General features: G+C 68.1%; 18 protein-coding genes. 8 read left to right on the forward strand and 10 right to left on the reverse strand.

The window, feature by feature from the left end:
* Window positions 1-190: 190 nt before the first annotated feature.
* The 3 genes from acnA to B9Y70_RS09220 all read left to right on the forward strand — a co-directional run bounded on the left by acnA (window position 191) and on the right by B9Y70_RS09220 (window position 4,406).
* Window positions 191-2,968, forward strand: a complete 2,778-nt coding sequence (acnA, locus tag B9Y70_RS09210; protein ID WP_205410439.1) for an aconitate hydratase AcnA — start codon at window positions 191-193, stop codon at window positions 2,966-2,968.
* Between the two features lie 125 nt (window positions 2,969-3,093).
* Entirely contained in the window at window positions 3,094-3,660 is a 567-nt protein-coding gene (locus tag B9Y70_RS09215; RefSeq protein ID WP_085549968.1) for a TetR/AcrR family transcriptional regulator, read from the forward strand.
* Window positions 3,661-3,671: 11 nt separating this feature from the next.
* Window positions 3,672-4,406 carry a glutamine amidotransferase gene (locus tag B9Y70_RS09220; RefSeq protein WP_085549969.1) on the forward strand — a complete coding sequence of 245 codons (735 nt, stop codon included), beginning with the start codon at window positions 3,672-3,674 and terminating at the stop codon, window positions 4,404-4,406.
* A gap of 1 nt (window position 4,407) precedes the next feature.
* On the opposite strand, the gene B9Y70_RS09225 is transcribed toward B9Y70_RS09220, so the two are convergent.
* Genes B9Y70_RS09225 through B9Y70_RS09235 form a run of 3 tightly spaced genes read right to left on the reverse strand, consistent with a single transcriptional unit; the run spans window position 4,408 to window position 5,880 of the window.
* Window positions 4,408-5,118, reverse strand: a complete 711-nt coding sequence (locus B9Y70_RS09225) for an NAD(P)H-binding protein (protein ID WP_085550033.1) — start codon at window positions 5,116-5,118, stop codon at window positions 4,408-4,410.
* Window positions 5,119-5,128: 10 nt separating this feature from the next.
* Entirely contained in the window at window positions 5,129-5,644 is a 516-nt protein-coding gene (locus tag B9Y70_RS09230) for a DUF1990 domain-containing protein (RefSeq protein WP_085549970.1), read from the reverse strand.
* Complete coding sequence (locus B9Y70_RS09235; protein WP_085549971.1) at window positions 5,641-5,880, reverse strand: PLD nuclease N-terminal domain-containing protein; 240 nt, start codon at window positions 5,878-5,880, stop codon at window positions 5,641-5,643. The genes B9Y70_RS09230 and B9Y70_RS09235 overlap by 4 nt, the downstream gene beginning before the upstream one ends.
* A gap of 58 nt (window positions 5,881-5,938) precedes the next feature.
* Between B9Y70_RS09235 and B9Y70_RS09240 the strand changes: the two genes are divergently transcribed.
* The 4 genes from B9Y70_RS09240 to B9Y70_RS09255 are packed head-to-tail and all read left to right on the forward strand — an operon-like array spanning window position 5,939 to window position 11,037.
* Complete coding sequence (locus B9Y70_RS09240; RefSeq protein ID WP_085549972.1) at window positions 5,939-6,208, forward strand: ACT domain-containing protein; 270 nt, start codon at window positions 5,939-5,941, stop codon at window positions 6,206-6,208.
* Window positions 6,209-6,210: 2 nt separating this feature from the next.
* Complete coding sequence (locus tag B9Y70_RS09245; protein ID WP_085549973.1) at window positions 6,211-7,575, forward strand: PFL family protein; 1,365 nt, start codon at window positions 6,211-6,213, stop codon at window positions 7,573-7,575.
* A 33-nt stretch (window positions 7,576-7,608) separates the two neighbouring features.
* Complete coding sequence (locus B9Y70_RS09250; RefSeq protein WP_085549974.1) at window positions 7,609-10,263, forward strand: cation-transporting P-type ATPase; 2,655 nt, start codon at window positions 7,609-7,611, stop codon at window positions 10,261-10,263.
* A 33-nt stretch (window positions 10,264-10,296) separates the two neighbouring features.
* A complete protein-coding gene (locus B9Y70_RS09255) occupies window positions 10,297-11,037 on the forward strand; it encodes a glutamine amidotransferase (protein WP_085549975.1) in 741 nt (246 codons plus the stop codon).
* Window positions 11,038-11,068: 31 nt separating this feature from the next.
* On the opposite strand, the gene B9Y70_RS09260 is transcribed toward B9Y70_RS09255, so the two are convergent.
* On the reverse strand, window positions 11,069-12,700 hold the full coding sequence (locus tag B9Y70_RS09260; protein WP_085549976.1) for an ABC-F family ATP-binding cassette domain-containing protein: 1,632 nt from the start codon (window positions 12,698-12,700) through the stop codon (window positions 11,069-11,071).
* A 32-nt stretch (window positions 12,701-12,732) separates the two neighbouring features.
* On the opposite strand from B9Y70_RS09260, the gene B9Y70_RS09265 reads away from it, so the two are divergent.
* Window positions 12,733-13,263, forward strand: a complete 531-nt coding sequence (locus B9Y70_RS09265) for a hypothetical protein (protein ID WP_085549977.1) — start codon at window positions 12,733-12,735, stop codon at window positions 13,261-13,263.
* Here B9Y70_RS09265 and B9Y70_RS09270 read toward each other — a convergent pair whose 3' ends face one another.
* From B9Y70_RS09270 to sufD, 6 genes are all read right to left on the reverse strand, one after another.
* Entirely contained in the window at window positions 13,264-13,635 is a 372-nt protein-coding gene (locus B9Y70_RS09270; protein WP_085549978.1) for a carboxymuconolactone decarboxylase family protein, read from the reverse strand.
* A gap of 171 nt (window positions 13,636-13,806) precedes the next feature.
* Entirely contained in the window at window positions 13,807-14,205 is a 399-nt protein-coding gene (locus B9Y70_RS09275; protein WP_085549979.1) for a metal-sulfur cluster assembly factor, read from the reverse strand.
* Window positions 14,206-14,658, reverse strand: coding sequence for a Fe-S cluster assembly sulfur transfer protein SufU (gene sufU, locus B9Y70_RS09280; protein ID WP_085549980.1), 453 nt, complete (start codon window positions 14,656-14,658; stop codon window positions 14,206-14,208).
* Window positions 14,658-15,923, reverse strand: a complete 1,266-nt coding sequence (locus B9Y70_RS09285) for a cysteine desulfurase (RefSeq protein WP_085549981.1) — start codon at window positions 15,921-15,923, stop codon at window positions 14,658-14,660. The genes sufU and B9Y70_RS09285 overlap by 1 nt, the downstream gene beginning before the upstream one ends.
* Window positions 15,923-16,678, reverse strand: a complete 756-nt coding sequence (sufC, locus tag B9Y70_RS09290) for a Fe-S cluster assembly ATPase SufC (RefSeq protein WP_085549982.1) — start codon at window positions 16,676-16,678, stop codon at window positions 15,923-15,925. The genes B9Y70_RS09285 and sufC overlap by 1 nt, the downstream gene beginning before the upstream one ends.
* Window positions 16,679-16,718: 40 nt before the next feature.
* On the reverse strand, window positions 16,719-17,900 hold the full coding sequence (gene sufD / locus B9Y70_RS09295; protein WP_085549983.1) for a Fe-S cluster assembly protein SufD: 1,182 nt from the start codon (window positions 17,898-17,900) through the stop codon (window positions 16,719-16,721).
* Between the last annotated feature and the right edge of the window lie 2 nt (window positions 17,901-17,902).

The following is a 17,902-nucleotide window of genomic DNA, read 5'->3' on the forward strand; positions in this document are numbered from 1 at the left end:
ACGCGCCGCCCGGCCAGCCGAAAGCCACAAACATAACGCTCGTACTGTTAGAATTGGCGGCGGTCGTTGGTACGAATCCCTAGACTCGGAGGAGTACCACCGCGTTCTGCCGGTACACGCCTGCCTTGACCGGGGTAGACGGGTGCAGGTAACGAACATCCAGTTCAATGAAGAGGAAATGGAGCTCCCTGTGACCGAAAGCAAGAACTCCTTCAACGCCAAGCGCACCCTCGAGGTCGGCGAGAAGTCCTACGACTACTTCGCCCTCGACGCCGTGCCGGGCATGGAGAAGCTGCCGTACTCCCTGAAGGTTCTCGGCGAGAACCTTCTGCGCACCGAGGACGGCGCCAACATCACCACCGAGCACATCGAGGCAATCGCCAACTGGGATCCGAAGGCTGAGCCCTCCATCGAGATCCAGTTCACCCCGGCACGAGTCCTCATGCAGGACTTCACCGGTGTCGCCTGTGCTGTCGACCTGGCCACCATGCGCGAGGCAGTCAAGACCCTCGGCGGCAACCCGGATGACGTCAACCCGCTGAACCCGGCCGAGATGGTCATCGACCACTCCGTCATCGTCGAGGCTTTCGGTACCCCGGAGGCCCTGGAGAAGAACGTCGAGATCGAGTACCAGCGCAACGAGGAGCGTTACCAGTTCCTGCGTTGGGGCGCCGAGAACTTCTCCAACTTCCGCGTCGTTCCCCCGGGAACCGGCATCGTCCACCAGGTGAACATCGAGTACCTGTCCCGCGTTGTCTTCGACAACGAGGGCGTCGCCTACCCGGACACCTGCATCGGCACCGACTCCCACACCACCATGGAGAACGGCCTGGGCATCCTGGGCTGGGGCGTCGGCGGCATCGAGGCCGAGGCTGCCATGCTGGGCCAGCCGGTCTCCATGCTCATCCCGCGCGTCGTCGGCTTCAAGCTGACCGGTGAGATCCCGGCCGGCGTCACCGCCACCGACGTGGTGCTCACCATCACCGAGATGCTGCGTAACCACGGCGTCGTCCAGAAGTTCGTCGAGTTCTACGGCAACGGCGTCAAGTCCGTCCCGCTGGCCAACCGCGCCACCATCGGCAACATGTCCCCGGAGTTCGGCTCCACCTGTGCCATGTTCCCGATCGACGAGGAGACCATCAAGTACCTCGAGCTGACCGGCCGCTCCGAGGAGGACATCGCCCGCGTCGAGGCCTACGCCAAGGCGCAGGGCATGTGGCTCCACGAGGACGCTCCGGAGGCCGAGTACTCCGAGTACCTCGAGCTGGACCTGTCCACCGTCGTCCCGTCCATCGCCGGCCCGAAGCGCCCGCAGGACCGCATCCTGCTGTCCGAGGCCAAGGCCCAGTTCCGCAAGGACCTGCCGACCTACGCCTCCGACGAGACCGCTGAGCCGGTCCGCGCCACCAAGGCCGAGGGCGACGACTACAACCAGTCCTTCCCGGGCAACGGCGAGTCCGCTGCCGACTCCGCCGAGGGCCGCGCCTCCAAGCCGGTCATCGTCGAGTCCCCGCAGGGCGGCGAGTACACCCTCGACCACGGCATGGTGGCCATCGCCTCCATCACCTCCTGCACCAACACCTCCAACCCGTCGGTGCTGGTCGCAGCCGGCCTGCTGGCCCGCAAGGCCAATGAGCTGGGCCTGAAGTCCAAGCCGTGGGTCAAGACCATCTGCGCCCCGGGTTCCCAGGTCGTCGACGGTTACTTCAAGCGCGCCGACCTCTGGAAGGACCTGGAGGCCCTGGGCTTCTACCTCTCCGGCTTCGGCTGCACCTCCTGCATCGGTAACTCCGGTCCGCTCCCGGCTGAGGTCTCCTCCGCCATCAACGAGCACGACCTGGCCGCCACCGCAGTCCTGTCCGGTAACCGTAACTTCGAGGGCCGTATCTCCCCCGACGTCAAGATGAACTACCTGGCCTCCCCGCCGCTGGTCATCGCCTACGCCATCGCCGGCACCATGGACTTCGACTTCGAGGCTGACGCCCTGGGTCAGGACAAGGACGGCAACGACGTCTTCCTCAAGGACATCTGGCCGTCCACCGAGGAGATCGAGGAGACCATCGCAGGTGCGATCTCCCGCGAGCTCTACGAGGCCGACTACGCCGACGTCTTCAAGGGCGACGAGCAGTGGCAGAACCTGGACATCCCGACCGGCAAGACCTTCGAGTGGGACGAGAACTCCTCCTACATCCGTAAGGCCCCGTACTTCGACGGCATGCCGCTCGAGCCGGAGGCAGTCGAGGACATCAAGGGCGCCCGCGTCCTGGCCAAGCTCGGTGACTCCGTGACCACCGACCACATCTCCCCGGCCTCCTCCATCAAGCCGGGCACCCCGGCAGCCCAGTACCTGGACTCCATGGGTGTCGAGCGCAAGGACTACAACTCCCTGGGTTCCCGTCGTGGTAACCACGAGGTCATGGTCCGCGGTACCTTCGCGAACATCCGCCTGGCCAACCAGCTGGTCGACGTCACCGGTGGCTACACCCGTGACTTCACCCAGGAGGGTGGCCCGCAGGCCTTCATCTACGACGCCGCCATGAACTACAAGGAGGCCGGCACCCCGCTGGTCGTCCTGGGTGGCAAGGAGTACGGCACCGGTTCCTCCCGTGACTGGGCCGCGAAGGGCACCATCCTGCTCGGCGTGAAGGCCGTCATCACCGAGTCCTTCGAGCGTATCCACCGCTCGAACCTCATCGGTATGGGCGTCATCCCGCTGCAGTTCCCGGCCGGCGAGTCCCACGAGTCCCTGGGCCTGGACGGCACCGAGACCTTCGACATCGAGGGCATCACCGCTCTGAACAACGGTGAGACCCCGAAGACCGTCAAGGTCACCGCCACCAAGGAGGACGGCTCCACCGTCGAGTTCGACGCGGTTGTCCGCATCGACACCCCCGGTGAGGCCGACTACTACCGCAACGGCGGCATCCTGCAGTACGTCCTGCGTCAGATGATCGCCGCTGCCAAGTAAGCGAGTCATCTCCCGCAGTGTGAACTGCCTCTGAGAGGGGGCTGCATCCCCGGCTAAGGCATCACGCCACCGGGGAGGGCAGCCCCCTCTCCCCTTTTCTCATCACCGTCATCCAGGAGTCCCCCATGCCCGTGGTCAGCGACAGTGAGCTCACGCGTCGACAGACCGAGATCCTCGAGGGAGCCCGGCGTTGCTTCGCCGAGTTCGGCTACGAGGGTGCCACCGTGCGCCGCCTCGAGGAGGCCACGGGCAAGTCGCGGGGCGCCATCTTCCACCACTTCGGGGACAAGGAACGGCTCTTCCTCGCCCTGGCCCGCGAGGACGCGGCCCGCCAGGCGGAACTCGTCGCCGAGGAGGGCCTCGTCGAGGTGATGCGCGACATCCTGCACCACCCGGAGCGCCACGACTGGCTGGCGACCCGCCTGGAGATCACCAAGATGCTGCGTACCGACGCCGCGTTCCGCGCCCGCTGGCACGCCCATCAGGAGGTGCTTGACGACGCCGTCCGCGACCGCCTCGCCCGCCTCGGTGCCGACGGCCGTATGCGGACCGACGTCACCCCGGACGTCCTGCACACCTACCTGGAGACGGTCCTCGACGGGCTCATCACCCGCCTGGCCTCCGGAGGGTCCACCGAAGGGCTCGATCAGGTCCTCGACCTGGTCGAGGGATCCGTGCGTCGCGCCGTATAAGCTGTCTACCCATGCCCCAGATCCTTCTCGTCTCCCTGCGCTCCGGTGAGCTGGCAGAGCAGATCGCCGCCGCCGAGGAACGCGACTTCCTGCAGGCCACCCGGTTGGATCCGGCCGATCTCACGCACGTCAACATCGCCTCCACCGCGGACAGCGCCGGCGATCTCACCGCCTATGACGGCATCCTCGTGGGCGGCTGCTCCCTCAACATCACCGACGAGACGTGGGACGAGTGGCAGCACCACGTCCACGCCGAACTGACCCGGATCTGTGACTCCGGCGTCCCTGTCTTCCTCGTCTGCTACGGCACGAGCTGGCTGGTCCACGAGCACGGCGGGACCATCGGCCACTCCCACGCGGAGTCCTCCGGCGAGACGGTCGTCGAACTGACGCCCGCCGGGCAGGCCGATCCGCTGTGTGACGGACTGCCGGATTCCTTCACCTCGCTGACGGGCCACACGGAGAACGTCGAGAAGCTCGGTGACGGGCTGACCGTGCTCGCCACGGGCCCGACGTGCCCCGTGCAGTTCGTCCGCCGCGGCGACCGGGTGTGGGCCACCCAGTTCCACGCCGACATGGACGCCGTCGCCATGCGCTCACGCATGGACTTCTATTACGACTACGGCTACTTCTCCCCCGAGGACTACGAGACGATCCTCGCGGCGCTGCCGGCCATCGACACGACCTGGTCGAACAAGCTCCTGGAGAACTTCGTCGACCACTGCAAGCGCCACGACACGCCCTGACCTACAGGCGGCTGATCGCCGTCTCCCCCGCGTTGCCCCCACCCGGGGCGTCGATGAACGGCAGGATCCGGGACTGCGGCAGCTCCTCGCGGCCGGCCATCTCGACGAGCACCATCGCCACCAGCTCGCGGGACGTGGTCACCGTGTCGTCGCTGGGGCGGGCATTGTCGACGACCGCAAGGCCACCCGCCGGCTCCAGCGTCAGCCGGGCCGGGGCGAGGATGAGGTAGTCGAGCTCCGAGTCCAGCAGATGCCGGTCGACGGCCTCCTTGGAGTCGGCGTAGGGGTAGAACGCGTCCTCGGGGTCGACCCCGTGGTCGAGGGAGCCGAGGTAGGAGACCATGAGCAGGCGCGGCGGCGTGACACCGGTCGCCTGCAGCTGCTCGAGGCCGGCGATGCACGCCAGGGCGCCGTCCCGGTCGATGGCGTAGGTCGCGGAGGCCCCGTCCTTGCCGGCGTTACCCGCGGCCCAGATCGCCACGTCATACCCCTCGAGCTGGTGCGCCCAGTCATCGGCGCTGAGCGCCGTGAGATCCCGGATGAAGGGGGTCGAGCCGAGCGCCTCGATGTCGGGGGCCTGATCGGGATTGCGGATCAGGGAGGTCACATCCATCCCCGCTCGGATGAGACGAGAGGTGGTGAGTTGGGCGACCTTGCCGTGGCCGCCGATGATGAGAACCTTCTTCGGACTGGAGTTGTGTGCGTCGCTCATGGCCACCACCCTACGGAAAGTTTCCGGGGCGCATGCCGGCCACGTAGCGACGGTTGGCCCACCGCTGCATCGCCCGGGCCACGGGCCCGAGCAGTTTTGCCAGCCACCAGGCGTGCCGGGAGAACGCGATCACCCGCCCGGTGACCGTGCCGTCCGGTGCCAGCGAGATGATGAACGCCTCCTCCCCCGACTCCACGTGCGCCGGCAGCGTGCCGTAGACCATGACCGTGCGCGTGGGGGTCTGTTCCTCCCGGATGATGAGGCAGGAGGACGTCGTCGGGCCGAAATGGAGGCGGACCAGGTTGCCCCGGCGTCGCGCCCGCACCTTGGCGTGGGCGTGCACCTGCCACGTGTGCAGCCGCTCCGCGGCGGCCCGGTACACGTCCTCACCGTGGCCGAGGACGGCCGAGTGGTCGGTGATCTTCCACCGGCGCAGGCCGAGCTCCTCGGGGGTGCGGCCCTTCGCCAGTTTCAGCGTGGCCAACTGCAGGTACGCGGGGTACGAGAGGTGACCCCTGGAGATCATTTCCGGCCGACAGCCCAGTACGCGGCGGGGCCGATGCCGTTGATGAACTGCGCCAGGGCCCAGGCCCACTTGGGGCCGCGGACCTTGTCGGCCGGGCGGCGGTAGAGGTCGACCCACGCGCCGATCTTCGCGGCCAGCTCGGCGGCGACACCGGCGAGGAGGCTGACGCGGGCGGGCGTGGACAGGTCGTTGAATTCCGTGCGGAGCTGGGACAGGGACGGGTTTCGGCTGCTCATGCCACCAGCTTAGCGCCGCGCCCGCGCCGATACGGCCGTCCGGCGTTACGATGGCCAGATGTTCGCCATCATGACTGTCACCGGTGAGGACCACACCGGAATCATCGCCGCCGTCACCACCGCGCTCGCCGAGCAGGAGATCAACATCCTCGATGTGTCCCAGACCATCATGGACAACTTCTTCACCATGATCCTGCGGGTGGAGTTCGACGAGCAGGTCCACGACATCACCGCCATCCAGGAGTCGATGGCCCCCGTCGAGAAGTCCCAGGGCCTGGTCATCCGCATCCAGTCCGAGGCCCTGTTCACCGCGGTCAACGAGATCTGATCATGAGCTTCCACCTCAACAGCCGCAACATCCTCGACACGATCGAGATGATCGAGAAGTACCGCCTCGACATCCGCACCGTGACGATGGGCATCTCCCTGCTCTCCTGCTCCCGCTCCACGATGGAGGAGACGTGCCGGGCGGTGTACGACCTGGTCGTCTCCCGCGCCTCCCGCCTCGTCGAGGTGTGTCAGGGCATCGAGGCGGAGCTGGGGATCCCGATCGTCAACAAGCGGATCTCCGTCACCCCGGTCGCCCTCATCACCGCCGGCGTGGAGGGCAACCCCGCCGATGTCGCCCGGGCGCTCGACCGCGCCGCCCGCGAGGTCGGGGTCAACTTCCTCGGCGGGTACTCCGCGCTGGTGGCCAAGGGTGCCACCACCTCCGAGAAGGCCCTCATCCGCTCCATCCCCGAGGCCCTGTCCGAGACCGACCTGGTGTGTTCCTCGGTGAACATCGCCACCTCCCGGGCGGGCATCAACATGAACGCCGCGGCCGCCCTGGGCCGCGTCATCAAGGAGGCCGCCGAGCTGACGGCCGACCGCAACGCCATCGCCTGCGCGAAGCTCGTCGTTTTCGCGAACTCCGTCGGCGACAACCCCTTCATGGCCGGCGCCTACCACGGTGTCGAGGAGCCGGACTGCGTCGTCTCCGTCGGCGTCTCCGGACCGGGCGTCGTCGACCGTGCCCTGGGTGATCTGGAGGGCGCGACCCTCGACCAGGTGGCCGAGGAGATCAAGAAGGCCGCGTTCAAGATCACCCGTGCGGGCCAGCTCGTCGGTGACATGGCCTCCGAGCGCCTGGGCGTCCCCTTCGGCATCGTCGACCTCTCTCTGGCACCCACCGCCGAGAAGGGGGACTCCGTCGCCCACATCCTCGAGCACATGGGGCTGGACCAGGTGGGCACCCACGGCACCACCGCCGCGCTGGCGCTGCTCAACGATGCCGTGAAGAAGGGCGGCATGATGGCCTGCTCCCGCGTCGGTGGGCTGTCCGGCTCGTTCATCCCCGTGTCGGAGGACAAGGGCATGATCGACGCCGTCCGCGCCGGCACCATCACCATGGACAAGCTGGAGGCCATGACCGCGATCTGCTCGGTCGGTTTCGACATGATCGCCATCCCGGGTGACACCTCCGCGGAGACCATCGCCGGGATGATCGCCGACGAGGCGGCCATCGGCGTGATGAACCACAAGACGACCGCCGTGCGTGTCATCCCGGTGCCGGGTACGCAGCCGGGTGACGAGGTCAACTTCGGCGGCCTCCTCGGCTACGCCCCGGTGATCCCGGTCAACCAGGTGGGCAACGCCGGGTTCATCGGGCGCGGTGGCTTCATCCCGGCGCCCGTCCACGGTCTGCGCAACTGATGGCCCCGGTGCCCGCGCGTACAGTGGTATTACGTGAACGCAGCACCCCACGCCCATGATGTACGCACCGTCTTCGAGGACCTGGGCAGCCGACCCGAGGGCCTGAGCTCCGCGGACGCCGCCACCGCGCTCGAGCGACACGGGGAGAACGCCCTGCCGCAGGCGGCGGAGGAGACGTGGTGGCAGCGTCTGCTCCGGCAGTTCCGGGATCCGATGATCTACGTGCTCATCGCGGCCGGTGTCATGACGGCGCTGCTCGGCGAGGTGGTGGACACCATCGTCATCGCCGCCGTCGTCATCATCAACGCGGCCGTGGGTTTCTTCCAGGAGGGCAAGGCGGCCAACGCGCTGGCAGCGATCCGCGACATGCTCTCCCCCTCCTCCGAGGTGCTGCGCGACAACGCCTGGGTCACCGTCGCCTCCTCCGAGCTGGTGCCCGGTGACGTCGTCCGTCTGCGTCCCGGTGACAAGGTCCCGGCGGACCTGCGTCTGTTCCAGTCCTCCAGCCTGCGGATCGAGGAGTCGGCGCTCACGGGCGAGTCCGTGCCCGCCGACAAGCGGATCGAGGCGGTGGCGGAGGGCTCAGACCTCGGCGACCGCACGTCCATGGCGTTCTCCGGCACCACCGTCGCCGCGGGCACCGGACTGGGCGTGGTCACGGCCACGGGTGCCGACACCCAGATCGGCCACATCACCACCATGCTCGACGAGGTGGAGGCCGCCGAGACGCCGCTGACCCGCTCGATGAGCCGCTTCTCCTCCATGCTGGCGGTCGGCGCGGTCCTGCTCGCGGCGCTCATGATCGCCGTGTCCGTCATCATCTACGGCACGTCGTGGGGCGAGGTCCTCATGTCGGCGATCGGTTTCGCCGTCGCCGCCATCCCGGAGGGGCTGCCCGCGGTCATGGCCATCACCCTGGCCCTCGGCGTGCAGAAGATGGCCGCCCGCAACGCCATCACCCGCCGTCTCACCTCGGTGGAGACCCTCGGCTCCGTCACCACCGTGTGCACCGACAAGACCGGCACGCTCACCCGCAACGAGATGACGGTCCGCGCCGTCCACACCCGCAACCACACCTACGAGGTGACCGGCACCGGCTACGCCCCCGAGGGGCGCCTGCTTCTCGACGACGAGGTGGTCACCCCCGACGGTCATCTCGACCTCGCCCGGATGGCGCAGGTGGCGGCGTACGCGAACGACGCGGGCGTCGAGAAGCGGGACGGGCGATGGGTGCTCACCGGTGAGCCGACCGACGGCGGCCTGCGCACCTTCGCCCTCAAGGCGGGGGTGGACGACACCGCCCGCCGGATCGCCGAGGTGCCCTTCGACTCCGAGTTCAAGTACATGGCCACCCTCGACGCCCTGGAGCAGGGCGCGGTGGTGCACCTCAAGGGGGCCCCGGACCGCCTGCTCGACCGCTGCGACCGGCAGTCCTCCCCCGACGGCGGCACCGAGCCGCTCGACCGGGCGTACTGGGAGGGGAAGATCGAGGAGTTCGGTGCCCGCGGCCTGCGCGTCCTGGCCGCCGCCTGGAAGAGGGGCGAGGGGCTGGACGATGTGACGGTGGGGGACGTCGACGCCGGTGGCTTCGTGTTCCTCGGCCTGTACGGCATCATCGACCCGCCGCGCGACGAGGTCGTCGACGCCGTCCGCACCGTCCAGGAGGCCGGGGTGCGGGTGCGGATGATCACCGGTGACCACGCCTCGACGGCGTCGGCCATCGCCCGCGAGGTCGGACTGGCCGGCCATCGCGCCATCACCGGCGCGGAGCTGGAGAAGGCCACCGACTCCGAACTGCAGACCATCGTCCGCGACCACGACGTCTACGCCCGCACCTCCCCCGAGCACAAGCTCCGCCTCGTGCAGGCGCTGCAGGCCAACGGGGAGGTCGTCGCGATGACGGGTGACGGCGTCAACGACGCGCCCTCCCTCAAGCAGTCGGACGTCGGCGTAGCCATGGGCATCAAGGGCACGGAGGCGACGAAGGACGCCGCCGACATCGTCCTCGCCGACGACAACTTCGCCACCATCGCCGCCGCCATGAAGATGGGCCGCACGATCTACGACAACCTGCGCAAGGCCATCGTGTTCATGCTGCCCACCAACGGTGCGCAGGGCCTGGTCATCTTCGTCGCCATGCTCGTCGGCATGACCCTGCCGATCACTCCCCTGCAGGTCCTGTGGGTCAACCTCATCACCGCCGTGACCCTGTCCCTGGCCCTCAGCTTCGAGCCGGCCGAACCGGGCATCATGCAGCGCCGCCCCCGCAACCCCGACGCCGCTCTCCTCGACTCCGAGGCGATCCTGCGCATCCTCTACGTCTCGGTGCTCATCGGTGGTGCCACCATCGCCGTGTTCCAGTACCTGCAGATGAACGACGCCTCCCTCGAGGTGTCCCGCACCATCGCCGTGAACACGCTGGTCGTGGGCCAGGTCTTCTACCTGTTCTCGGCCCGTTTCTCCCGGGTGAGTGCGCTGCGCAGGGAGCTGTTCACCACTAACCCGGTGTCCTGGCTGTGCGTCGCCCTCATGCTCGCGCTACAGCTGGCGTTCACCTACCTGCCGTTCATGCAGGCCGCCTTCGACACCACCTCGGTGGGCCTGCTCAGCTGGGGTGTCCCGATCCTGGCGGGTGTCCTCGTCTTCGCCGCCGTCGAGGTGGACAAGCTCATCCGCCGCCGGGTTTAGGAGCCGGGCCGGGGCCTGACTAGACTACTTGGTATGTCCGGATCGACCATCCACCCGCGCAAGCCCTTCCTGCTGCTGAGCACCCGCCCCGAGGACGTGGCGGCCGCCGCCGAGCTCGTGAGTTTCCGGGAGAAGATGGGCCTGGGCAGGGACGGTATTGTGCAGATCCGGCTGGAGGCCCGCGAGCTCGGGCGTGTCGACGTCCGCGACTACTCCGGCATCATCCTCGGCGGCAGCCCCTTCAACGCCTCCGACCCGGTGAAATCCCCGCTCCAGCTGCGCGTCGAGGCGGACCTGGACCTCATGATGGACGAGGTCCTCGACCGTGACTTCCCCCTGTTCGGCGCCTGCTACGGCGTCGGCACCGTCGGCACCGCCATCGGCGCGCGTATCGACGACACCTACAGCGAGAAGCCCCAGGTCATCGAGGTGAGCCTCGTCCGGGAGGATCCGCTGCTCGAAGGCATGCCTAAGACGTTCCACACCATGGTCGGGCACAAGGAGGCCGTCACCGAACTTCCCGACGTCGCCACCGTCCTCGCCACCGGCCGCAACTGCCCCACCCAGATGTTCCGCGTCCGGGACAACATCTACGCCACCCAGTTCCACCCCGAACTCACACCGGGGAAGTTCGAGCAGCGCCTGCGCATCTACGCCAACGCCGGCTACTACGAGCCGCACGAGCTCGATGCCATCCTCGCCGGCACCCGGGGTGTGGATCTCACCGTCGACGACCGGATCCTGCGGAACTTCGCGACGCGCTACGCGCGGTAGGCGATCTCCTCGGGCCCCGCGCAGGGGGAAGCTACGCCAGCTCGACGATCTCCATGTACTCGTCGGACCAGAGGTCCTCGTCGCCGTCGGGAAGCACGATGACGCGCTCGGGTTCGAGGGCCTTGACCGCGCCCGGGTCGTGGGTGACCAGGACGACGGCCCCCTGGTAGGTGCGCAGGGCGTCGAGGACCTGTTCGCGGGACTGGGGGTCGAGGTTGTTGGTCGGCTCGTCGAGAAGCAGGACGTTGGCGCGGGAGGAGACGAGCGCGGCGAGTGCCAGGCGGGTCTTCTCACCGCCGGACAGGGTGCCGGCGGGCTGGTCGAGCTGCTCACCGGAGAACATGAACGCGCCGAGGAGACCGCGGAGATCCTGCTCGCCGGCCTCGGGGCAGGCCTCGATGGTGTTCTGCCACACGGATTTCGCGGGGTCGATGGTGTCGTGTTCCTGGGCGAAGTAGCCGATCTTGAGGCCGTGGCCGGTGACGATGCCGCCCTCGCCGTCGGTGCGCTCGACGCCCGCGAGCAGCTTGAGCAGGGTCGTCTTGCCGGCGCCGTTGAAGCCGAGGACGACGACGCGGGAGCCCTTGTCGATGGCCAGGTCGACACCCGCGAACACCTCGAGGGAGCCGTACATCTTGGTCAGTCCCTTGGCGAAAAGCGGGGTCTTGCCGCAGGCCGCGGGCTCCGGGAAGGAGATGGCGGCGACGCGGTCGGCGACGCGCACCTCGTCGAGGGAGCCGAGCATCCGCTCCGCACGGGCCAGCATCTGCTTGGAGGCGGCGGCCTTGGTGGCCTTCGCGCCGAGCTTGGCGGCCTGCTTCTGCAGGGCGGAGGCCTTCTTCTCGGCGTTGGCGCGCTCGCGGCGGCGGCGGGCCTCGTCGAGGGCGCGCGCGTCCTTGTACTTGGCGAAGCCCATGTTGTACACGTCGGCCTCGGCGCGGACGGCGTCGAGGAACCAGATCTTGTTGCACACGTCGTCGAGCAGTTCGACGTCGTGGGAGATCATGATGAGCCCGCCCTCGTGCCTGGCCAGGAAGCCGCGCAGCCAGGTGATGGAGTCGGCGTCGAGGTGGTTGGTGGGCTCGTCGAGAAGCAGGGTGGTCGCGGACTTGCCGGAGCCGCTGGTCGCGGCGAAGAGGATCTGCGCCAGCTCGACGCGGCGCCGCTGTCCACCGGACAGGGTGTGCAGCGGCTGGTCGAGGATGCGGGCGGGCAGGCCGAGGTTGTCGCAGATCTGGGCGGCCTCGGAGTCGGCCTCGTAGCCGCCGAGGGCGTAGTACTGCTCCTCCAGGCGGGAGTACTTGCGGATGGCGGCGTCGCGCTTGCCGGCGGTCTCCGCGCCCTCCATGATCTCCTGCTGGCGCTCCATCGACGAGCGGATGCGGTCGAGGCCGCGCGCGGAGAGCACGCGGTCCCGGGCGGTCTGGTCGATGTTGCCCTCGCGGGAGTCCTGCGGCAGGTAGCCGATCTCCCCGGAGGAGGTCACCTCGCCGCCGTAGGGCCTGGTCTCCCCCGCCAGGATGCGCATCGTGGTGGTCTTGCCGGCACCGTTGCGACCCACCAGTCCGATGCGGTCGCCGGGCTGCACGCGCAGGTGCTGGCCGGGGGCGGTCAGCAGGGTGCGGGCTCCGACGCGAACTTCGAGGTCATTGGTGACAATCACAAGGGGTCATCCTATCAATCTAAGCTGGGGCCATGAACGTCGGTCGCGATTACATCGTCGAGTACAAGGCAGGACAGTTCCAGCACGGCTCGCTGGTGCTGCGGTTCCCGGACGATCCCTCGGACGCGCAGATCCGCGCCGCGCTCGTCGACCACGGCCTGCCCGCCAAGGCCCTCCAGGAGGTGCGCGCCCGGCCCCTCGGGTCGGGGCGTTCGCGGCCGGCCGAGTGGTCGGCGCCGGAGGAACCGGCCCCGGCGCTCGTCACCCGCTCGTCGACAGGCGCTTCTCGACGTGGCGGGGGCTGGGTCCTCATCCCCGTCATCATCGGCCTGTTCGGCCTCGGCATGATGCGCGCCGAGCCGGCCACCGAGTTCGGCCGTGAGGCGGGGCTCACCGCGGTCGGCGATTCGTGGGGCCACTGCACGATGCTTCTCGACGCCGAGCGGTCCCGGGACGACAGCGGCATCATCGGCAGTCAGTTCTCCACGCTGCCGACCGCCTTCCTCATCTCCCCGGCGAACGCCGCCTTCATGGTGGCGTGCCTGGGTGAATCGGTGGAGTGACTACCCGTCGACGGCGGCCTTCATGCAGCGCATCGCCGCGAGGGTCTTGGGCACGCCGATGTAGGGCATGAGGTGGATGATCGACTCGCCGACCTCCTGCTCGCTCATCCCGGCGACGTCGAGGGCCGTGCGGATGTGTCCGGTGAGCTGCGGCTCCACGCCTCCCATGGCGGCGAGGGCGGCGATGTTGAGCAGCTGACGGGTGCGCAGGTCGATGCCCTCGCGCTGGTAGGTGCCGCCGAACACGGCGCCGACCACCCAGTCGGAGGCGCCCGGGGCGAATTCGTCGAGCTGGCCCTTCCAGGCGGCGGTGCCCTCCGGGGACTGCGTCTTCCCGACGAACTCGTTGCCCTTGTCCATGCTGAACGTCATGTGTGTCTCTCTTTCCCGGACAGCGCAAACCCCGGGCCCCGTCTTCCGACGGAACTTCCGGGGTTCACTTCTTCACCCTGACCTTCATCTCTAACTGTCCGGTGAAGCTTGTCCGATTACTGTAACCCAGGCCACACAATGGTGTCAATGGCCCGGGACGTACTTCCTGAACTAGACGGCGAAACCGAGCGAGCGGAGCTGCTCGCGTCCGTCCTCGGTGATCATGTGATGGCCCCACGGCGGCAGCCACACCCACTCGAGGTCGATGTGGTCGACGATGCCGTTACCCACGAGCGCCGCCTGGACCTGGTCCTCGATGACGTCGGTGAGCGGACAGGCCGGGGAGGTCAGCGTCATGTTGATCATGGCGACGTCCTCGCCCTCCCGGTCCTCGATCCACACGTCGTAGACGAGGCCGAGGTCGACGACGTTGATGCCCAGCTCCGGGTCGATGACGTCGTAGAGGTACTCGGTGACGTCGAAGGCGAGCGCCTCCTGCTCCTCGGTCTGGTTCTCGGGGCGCTGGCGGACGACCTCACCGGTCGGGTTGGTCTCGTTCTGCTCGGTCATTTACTTCTCCCTTTCGTTGAGGGCGTCGGCGGTGGCAGCTTGGAAGGCCTTCCAGCCCAGCAGGGCGCACTTGACGCGGGCGGGGTACTTGGACACGCCGGTGAAGGCGATGCCGTCACCGATGAGCTCCTCGTCCCCCTCCACGGTGCCACGCGAGAGGATCATGCGCTCGAACTCGGCGAGTTTGGCGTTGGCCTCCGCGAGCGGGAGGCCCACGATCTCCTCCGCCATGACGGAGGTGGAGGCCTGCGAGATGGAGCAGCCCTCGGCGTGGTACGACACGTCGTCGATACGCTCGCCGTCCTCGGAGAGCTGCACGCGCAGGGTGAGCTCGTCGCCGCAGGACGGGTTGACGTGGTGCACCTCCGCCTCGTACGGCTCGCGCAGGCCCGCGTGCTGCGGGTTCTTGTAGTGGTCCAGGATCACTTCCTGGTACATGGACTCCAGGTTCATCAGTTCACCCCGAAGAAGTCTCGGGCGTGGTTGATCGCGTCGACCAGGGCGTCGACCTCCGCACGCGTGTTGTAGATGTAGAAGCTGGCGCGGGCCGTCGACTGGGCGTTCAGTGCCCGGTGGGCCGGCCACGCGCAGTGGTGGCCGACACGGATGCACACGCCGCGGCTGTCGAGGACCTGGCCGAGATCGTGCGGGTGCACACCCTCGAGGTTGAAGGCGATCGCCGCGCCGCGTTGCGACGCCTCGGTGGGCCCGACGATCCGCAGACCCGGGACGGTCTGCAGTCGCTCCAGGGCGTAGGCGGTCAGCTCCTGCTCGTGGGCGTGGACGTTGTCCATGCCGATCTCGGTGAGGAACTGCACGGCGGCACCCAGGCCGACGACCTGGCTGGTCATCTGGGTGCCGGCCTCGAAGCGCTGGGGTGCCGGGGCGTAGGTGGAGCCCTCCATCTTCACGACCTCGATCATCGAGCCACCCGTGAGGAACGGGGGCAGGGTGTCGAGCAGCGGGGCGCGTCCGTAGACGACGCCGACGCCGGTGGGGCCGCACATCTTGTGGCCGGAGAAGGCCGCGAAGTCGACGTCCAGGTCGTGGAAGTTGACGGGCATGTGCGGGACGGACTGGCAGGCGTCAAGCACCGTCAGCGCGCCGACCTCCTTCGCCCGGCGGACGATCTCGGCGACGTCGGAGACGACACCGGTGACGTTCGACTGGTGGGTGAAGGCCACGACCTTGACGGTCTCGTCGAGCTCGACGGAGTCGAGGTCGATGCGGCCGTCCTCGGTGACGGAGTACCATTTCAGCTTCGCACCCGTGCGGCGGGACAGCTCCTGCCACGGCACGAGGTTGGCGTGGTGCTCGAGCTCCGTGATGACGATGGTGTCGTCGGCGGTCACCCGGTACCCGCCCGCGCGGTCGTCGCCGAGGGCGTAGGCCACGGCGTTGAGGCCCTCGGTGGCGTTCTTGACGAAGGCGATCTCGTGGCCGTCGGCGCCGACGAACGCGGCGATCTTCTCGCGCGCGTCCTCGTAGGCGTCGGTGGCCTCCTCCGCGAGCTGGTAGGCGCCGCGGTGGACCGGTGCGAACGTGTTGAGGACGAACTCCTCCTCCGCCCTCCACACCCGCAGCGGACGCTGCGAGGTGGCGCCGGAGTCCAGGTAGACCAGGGGCTGCTCGTCACGCACGGTGCGCGAGAGGATCGGGAACTCGGCCCGGATCTTCTCGACGTCCACCGTGCCGTCGGCCTGCACGTATCCCGACATCACAGGAACTGGTCGTAGCCGTCGGCCTCGAGCTTGTCGGCGAGCTCGGCGCCACCGGTGGTGACGATGCGGCCGTCGGCGAACACGTGGACGAAGTCCGGCTGGACGTAGTTGAGGATGCGCTTGTAGTGGGTGATCATCACGATGCCACCGTTGGTCTCGTCCTGGTAGCTGTTGATGCCGTTGGAGACGATGCGCAGAGCGTCGACGTCGAGGCCGGAGTCGGTCTCGTCCATGATGGCGAACTTCGGCTTGAGCAGGTCGAGCTGCAGGACCTCGTGGCGCTTCTTCTCGCCGCCGGAGAAGCCCTCGTTGACGGAACGCTCGGAGAAGGACTTGTCGATCTGCAGCGCCTCGCGGGCGGAGTTGAGCTCCTTGATCCACTCACGCAGCTTGGGGGCCTGGCCGCGGACGGCGGTGACGGCGGAGCGCATGAAGTTGGCGGAGGAGACACCCGGGATCTCGGTCGGGTACTGCATGGCGAGGAACATGCCGGCGCGGGCGCGCTCGTCGACGTCCATCTCGAGGATGTTCTCGCCGTCGAGGAGGATCTCGCCGTCGGTGATCTCGTAGCGCGGGTGGCCGGCGATGGCGTAGGCCAGGGTGGACTTGCCGGAGCCGTTGGGGCCCATGATGGCGTGGGTCTCACCGGACTTGACGGTCAGGTTGACTCCCTTGAGGATCGGCTTCGGCTCGCTGCTGCCGTCCGTCGGGATCACCTGTGCGTGGAGGTTCTTGATTTCCAGGGTGGACATGTACGTCTCTTTCAGGTCTGAGGGTTGCTGCAAAGGGTGTTTAGGCGTGGACGGACTCGAGCTCGTCGGTGACGCGCTTCTCCAGCTCCTCGCGGATGGCCTCGACCGGGATGCGGTTGATGACCTCGGAGAAGAAACCACGGATGATGAGGCGGCGGGCCTCGGCCTCGGGGATACCGCGGGCCATGAGGTAGAACACCTGCTCATCGTCGAAGCGGCCGACGGTGGCGGCGTGGCCGGCACCGGCGATCTCACCGGTCTCGATCTCCAGGTTCGGGATCGAGTCCGCGCGGGCGCCCTCGGTGAGCACCAGGTTGCGGTTGACCTCGTAGGTGTCGGTGCCCTGCGCGTTGGAGCGGATGAGCACGTCGCCGACCCAGGTGGTGTGGGCGTCGGGCAGATCCGAGGACGGATCGGCCTGCAGCGCACCCTTGTACATGACGTTGGAGCGGCAGTTCGGAACGGCGTGATCGACGAGAAGACGGTTCTCGAAGTACTGGCCGTCGTCGGCGAAGTAGACGCCGAGCAGCTCGGCGTCACCGCCCGGGGCGGTGAACTTCACGCGCGGGACCAGGCGGACGACTTCGCCGCCGAAGGTCGCCGCGTTGTAGCGCAGCGTCGCGTCGCGGCCCAGCAGGGCGTGCTGGCCGGACAGGTGCACGGCACCGGTGTCCCAGTCCGCGTCGACGATGACGGTGAGACGGGCGTTGTCACCGACGATGAACTCGAGGTTGTCGGCGTGGGTGCCGGTACCCGTGTAGCGGATGAACACCACGGCGTCGGCACCCGCGGCGACGTCGACGACGACGGCACCGAAGGAGGTGACACCCTCACCGCGGCCGGTGACGGTCACGGTGATCGGCTCGGTGATCTGCGTGTCCTTGGCCACGGAGATGTAGGACGCCTCCTCCATGGAGGTCCACGCCTGCGCGGCGACACGGTCGACCGGGGCGGCGGCACGGCCGAGACGCTCGTCGTCCTTGGCGACGGTCTCGGCGGTGACGGAACCGGCGGCGGACGCGGGGACGTCGATAAGCACCTCCTGCGCGACAGCCTCGTCGAACTTGCCGTTGTGCAGGCCACGGATGCGGCGCAGCGAGATGAAACGCCACTCCTCGTCGCGGCCCTGCGGGACCGGGAAGTCCTCGACGTTGAAGGAGGAGAAGAGGTCACCCTTGGTGTTGTGCGGGGTGGCGGCGTCGACAGCGGTAGCTGTGGTCATAG

Origin of the sequence: Corynebacterium pollutisoli, from assembly GCF_900177745.1 — a bacterium.
Lineage (GTDB): Bacteria > Actinomycetota > Actinomycetes > Mycobacteriales > Mycobacteriaceae > Corynebacterium > Corynebacterium pollutisoli.

Bases quoted from the DNA above. Each gene is read 5' to 3' on its own strand.
- B9Y70_RS09225 (WP_085550033.1), bottom strand. From the start codon at position 5,118: ATGAGCGACGCACACAACTCCAGTCCGAAGAAGGTTCTCATCATCGGC.
- B9Y70_RS09240 (WP_085549972.1), top strand. From the start codon at position 5,939: ATGTTCGCCATCATGACTGTCACCGGTGAGGACCACACCGGAATCATC.
- B9Y70_RS09265 (WP_085549977.1), top strand. From the start codon at position 12,733: ATGAACGTCGGTCGCGATTACATCGTCGAGTACAAGGCAGGACAGTTC.
- B9Y70_RS09235 (WP_085549971.1), bottom strand. From the start codon at position 5,880: ATGAGCAGCCGAAACCCGTCCCTGTCCCAGCTCCGCACGGAATTCAAC.
- B9Y70_RS09230 (WP_085549970.1), bottom strand. From the start codon at position 5,644: ATGATCTCCAGGGGTCACCTCTCGTACCCCGCGTACCTGCAGTTGGCC.
- B9Y70_RS09255 (WP_085549975.1), top strand. From the start codon at position 10,297: ATGTCCGGATCGACCATCCACCCGCGCAAGCCCTTCCTGCTGCTGAGC.
- sufD (WP_085549983.1), bottom strand. From the start codon at position 17,900: ATGACCACAGCTACCGCTGTCGACGCCGCCACCCCGCACAACACCAAG.
- B9Y70_RS09270 (WP_085549978.1), bottom strand. From the start codon at position 13,635: ATGACGTTCAGCATGGACAAGGGCAACGAGTTCGTCGGGAAGACGCAG.
- B9Y70_RS09245 (WP_085549973.1), top strand. From the start codon at position 6,211: ATGAGCTTCCACCTCAACAGCCGCAACATCCTCGACACGATCGAGATG.
- B9Y70_RS09220 (WP_085549969.1), top strand. From the start codon at position 3,672: ATGCCCCAGATCCTTCTCGTCTCCCTGCGCTCCGGTGAGCTGGCAGAG.
- B9Y70_RS09275 (WP_085549979.1), bottom strand. From the start codon at position 14,205: ATGACCGAGCAGAACGAGACCAACCCGACCGGTGAGGTCGTCCGCCAG.
- B9Y70_RS09215 (WP_085549968.1), top strand. From the start codon at position 3,094: ATGCCCGTGGTCAGCGACAGTGAGCTCACGCGTCGACAGACCGAGATC.
- sufC (WP_085549982.1), bottom strand. From the start codon at position 16,678: ATGTCCACCCTGGAAATCAAGAACCTCCACGCACAGGTGATCCCGACG.
- B9Y70_RS09285 (WP_085549981.1), bottom strand. From the start codon at position 15,923: ATGTCGGGATACGTGCAGGCCGACGGCACGGTGGACGTCGAGAAGATC.
- sufU (WP_085549980.1), bottom strand. From the start codon at position 14,658: ATGAACCTGGAGTCCATGTACCAGGAAGTGATCCTGGACCACTACAAG.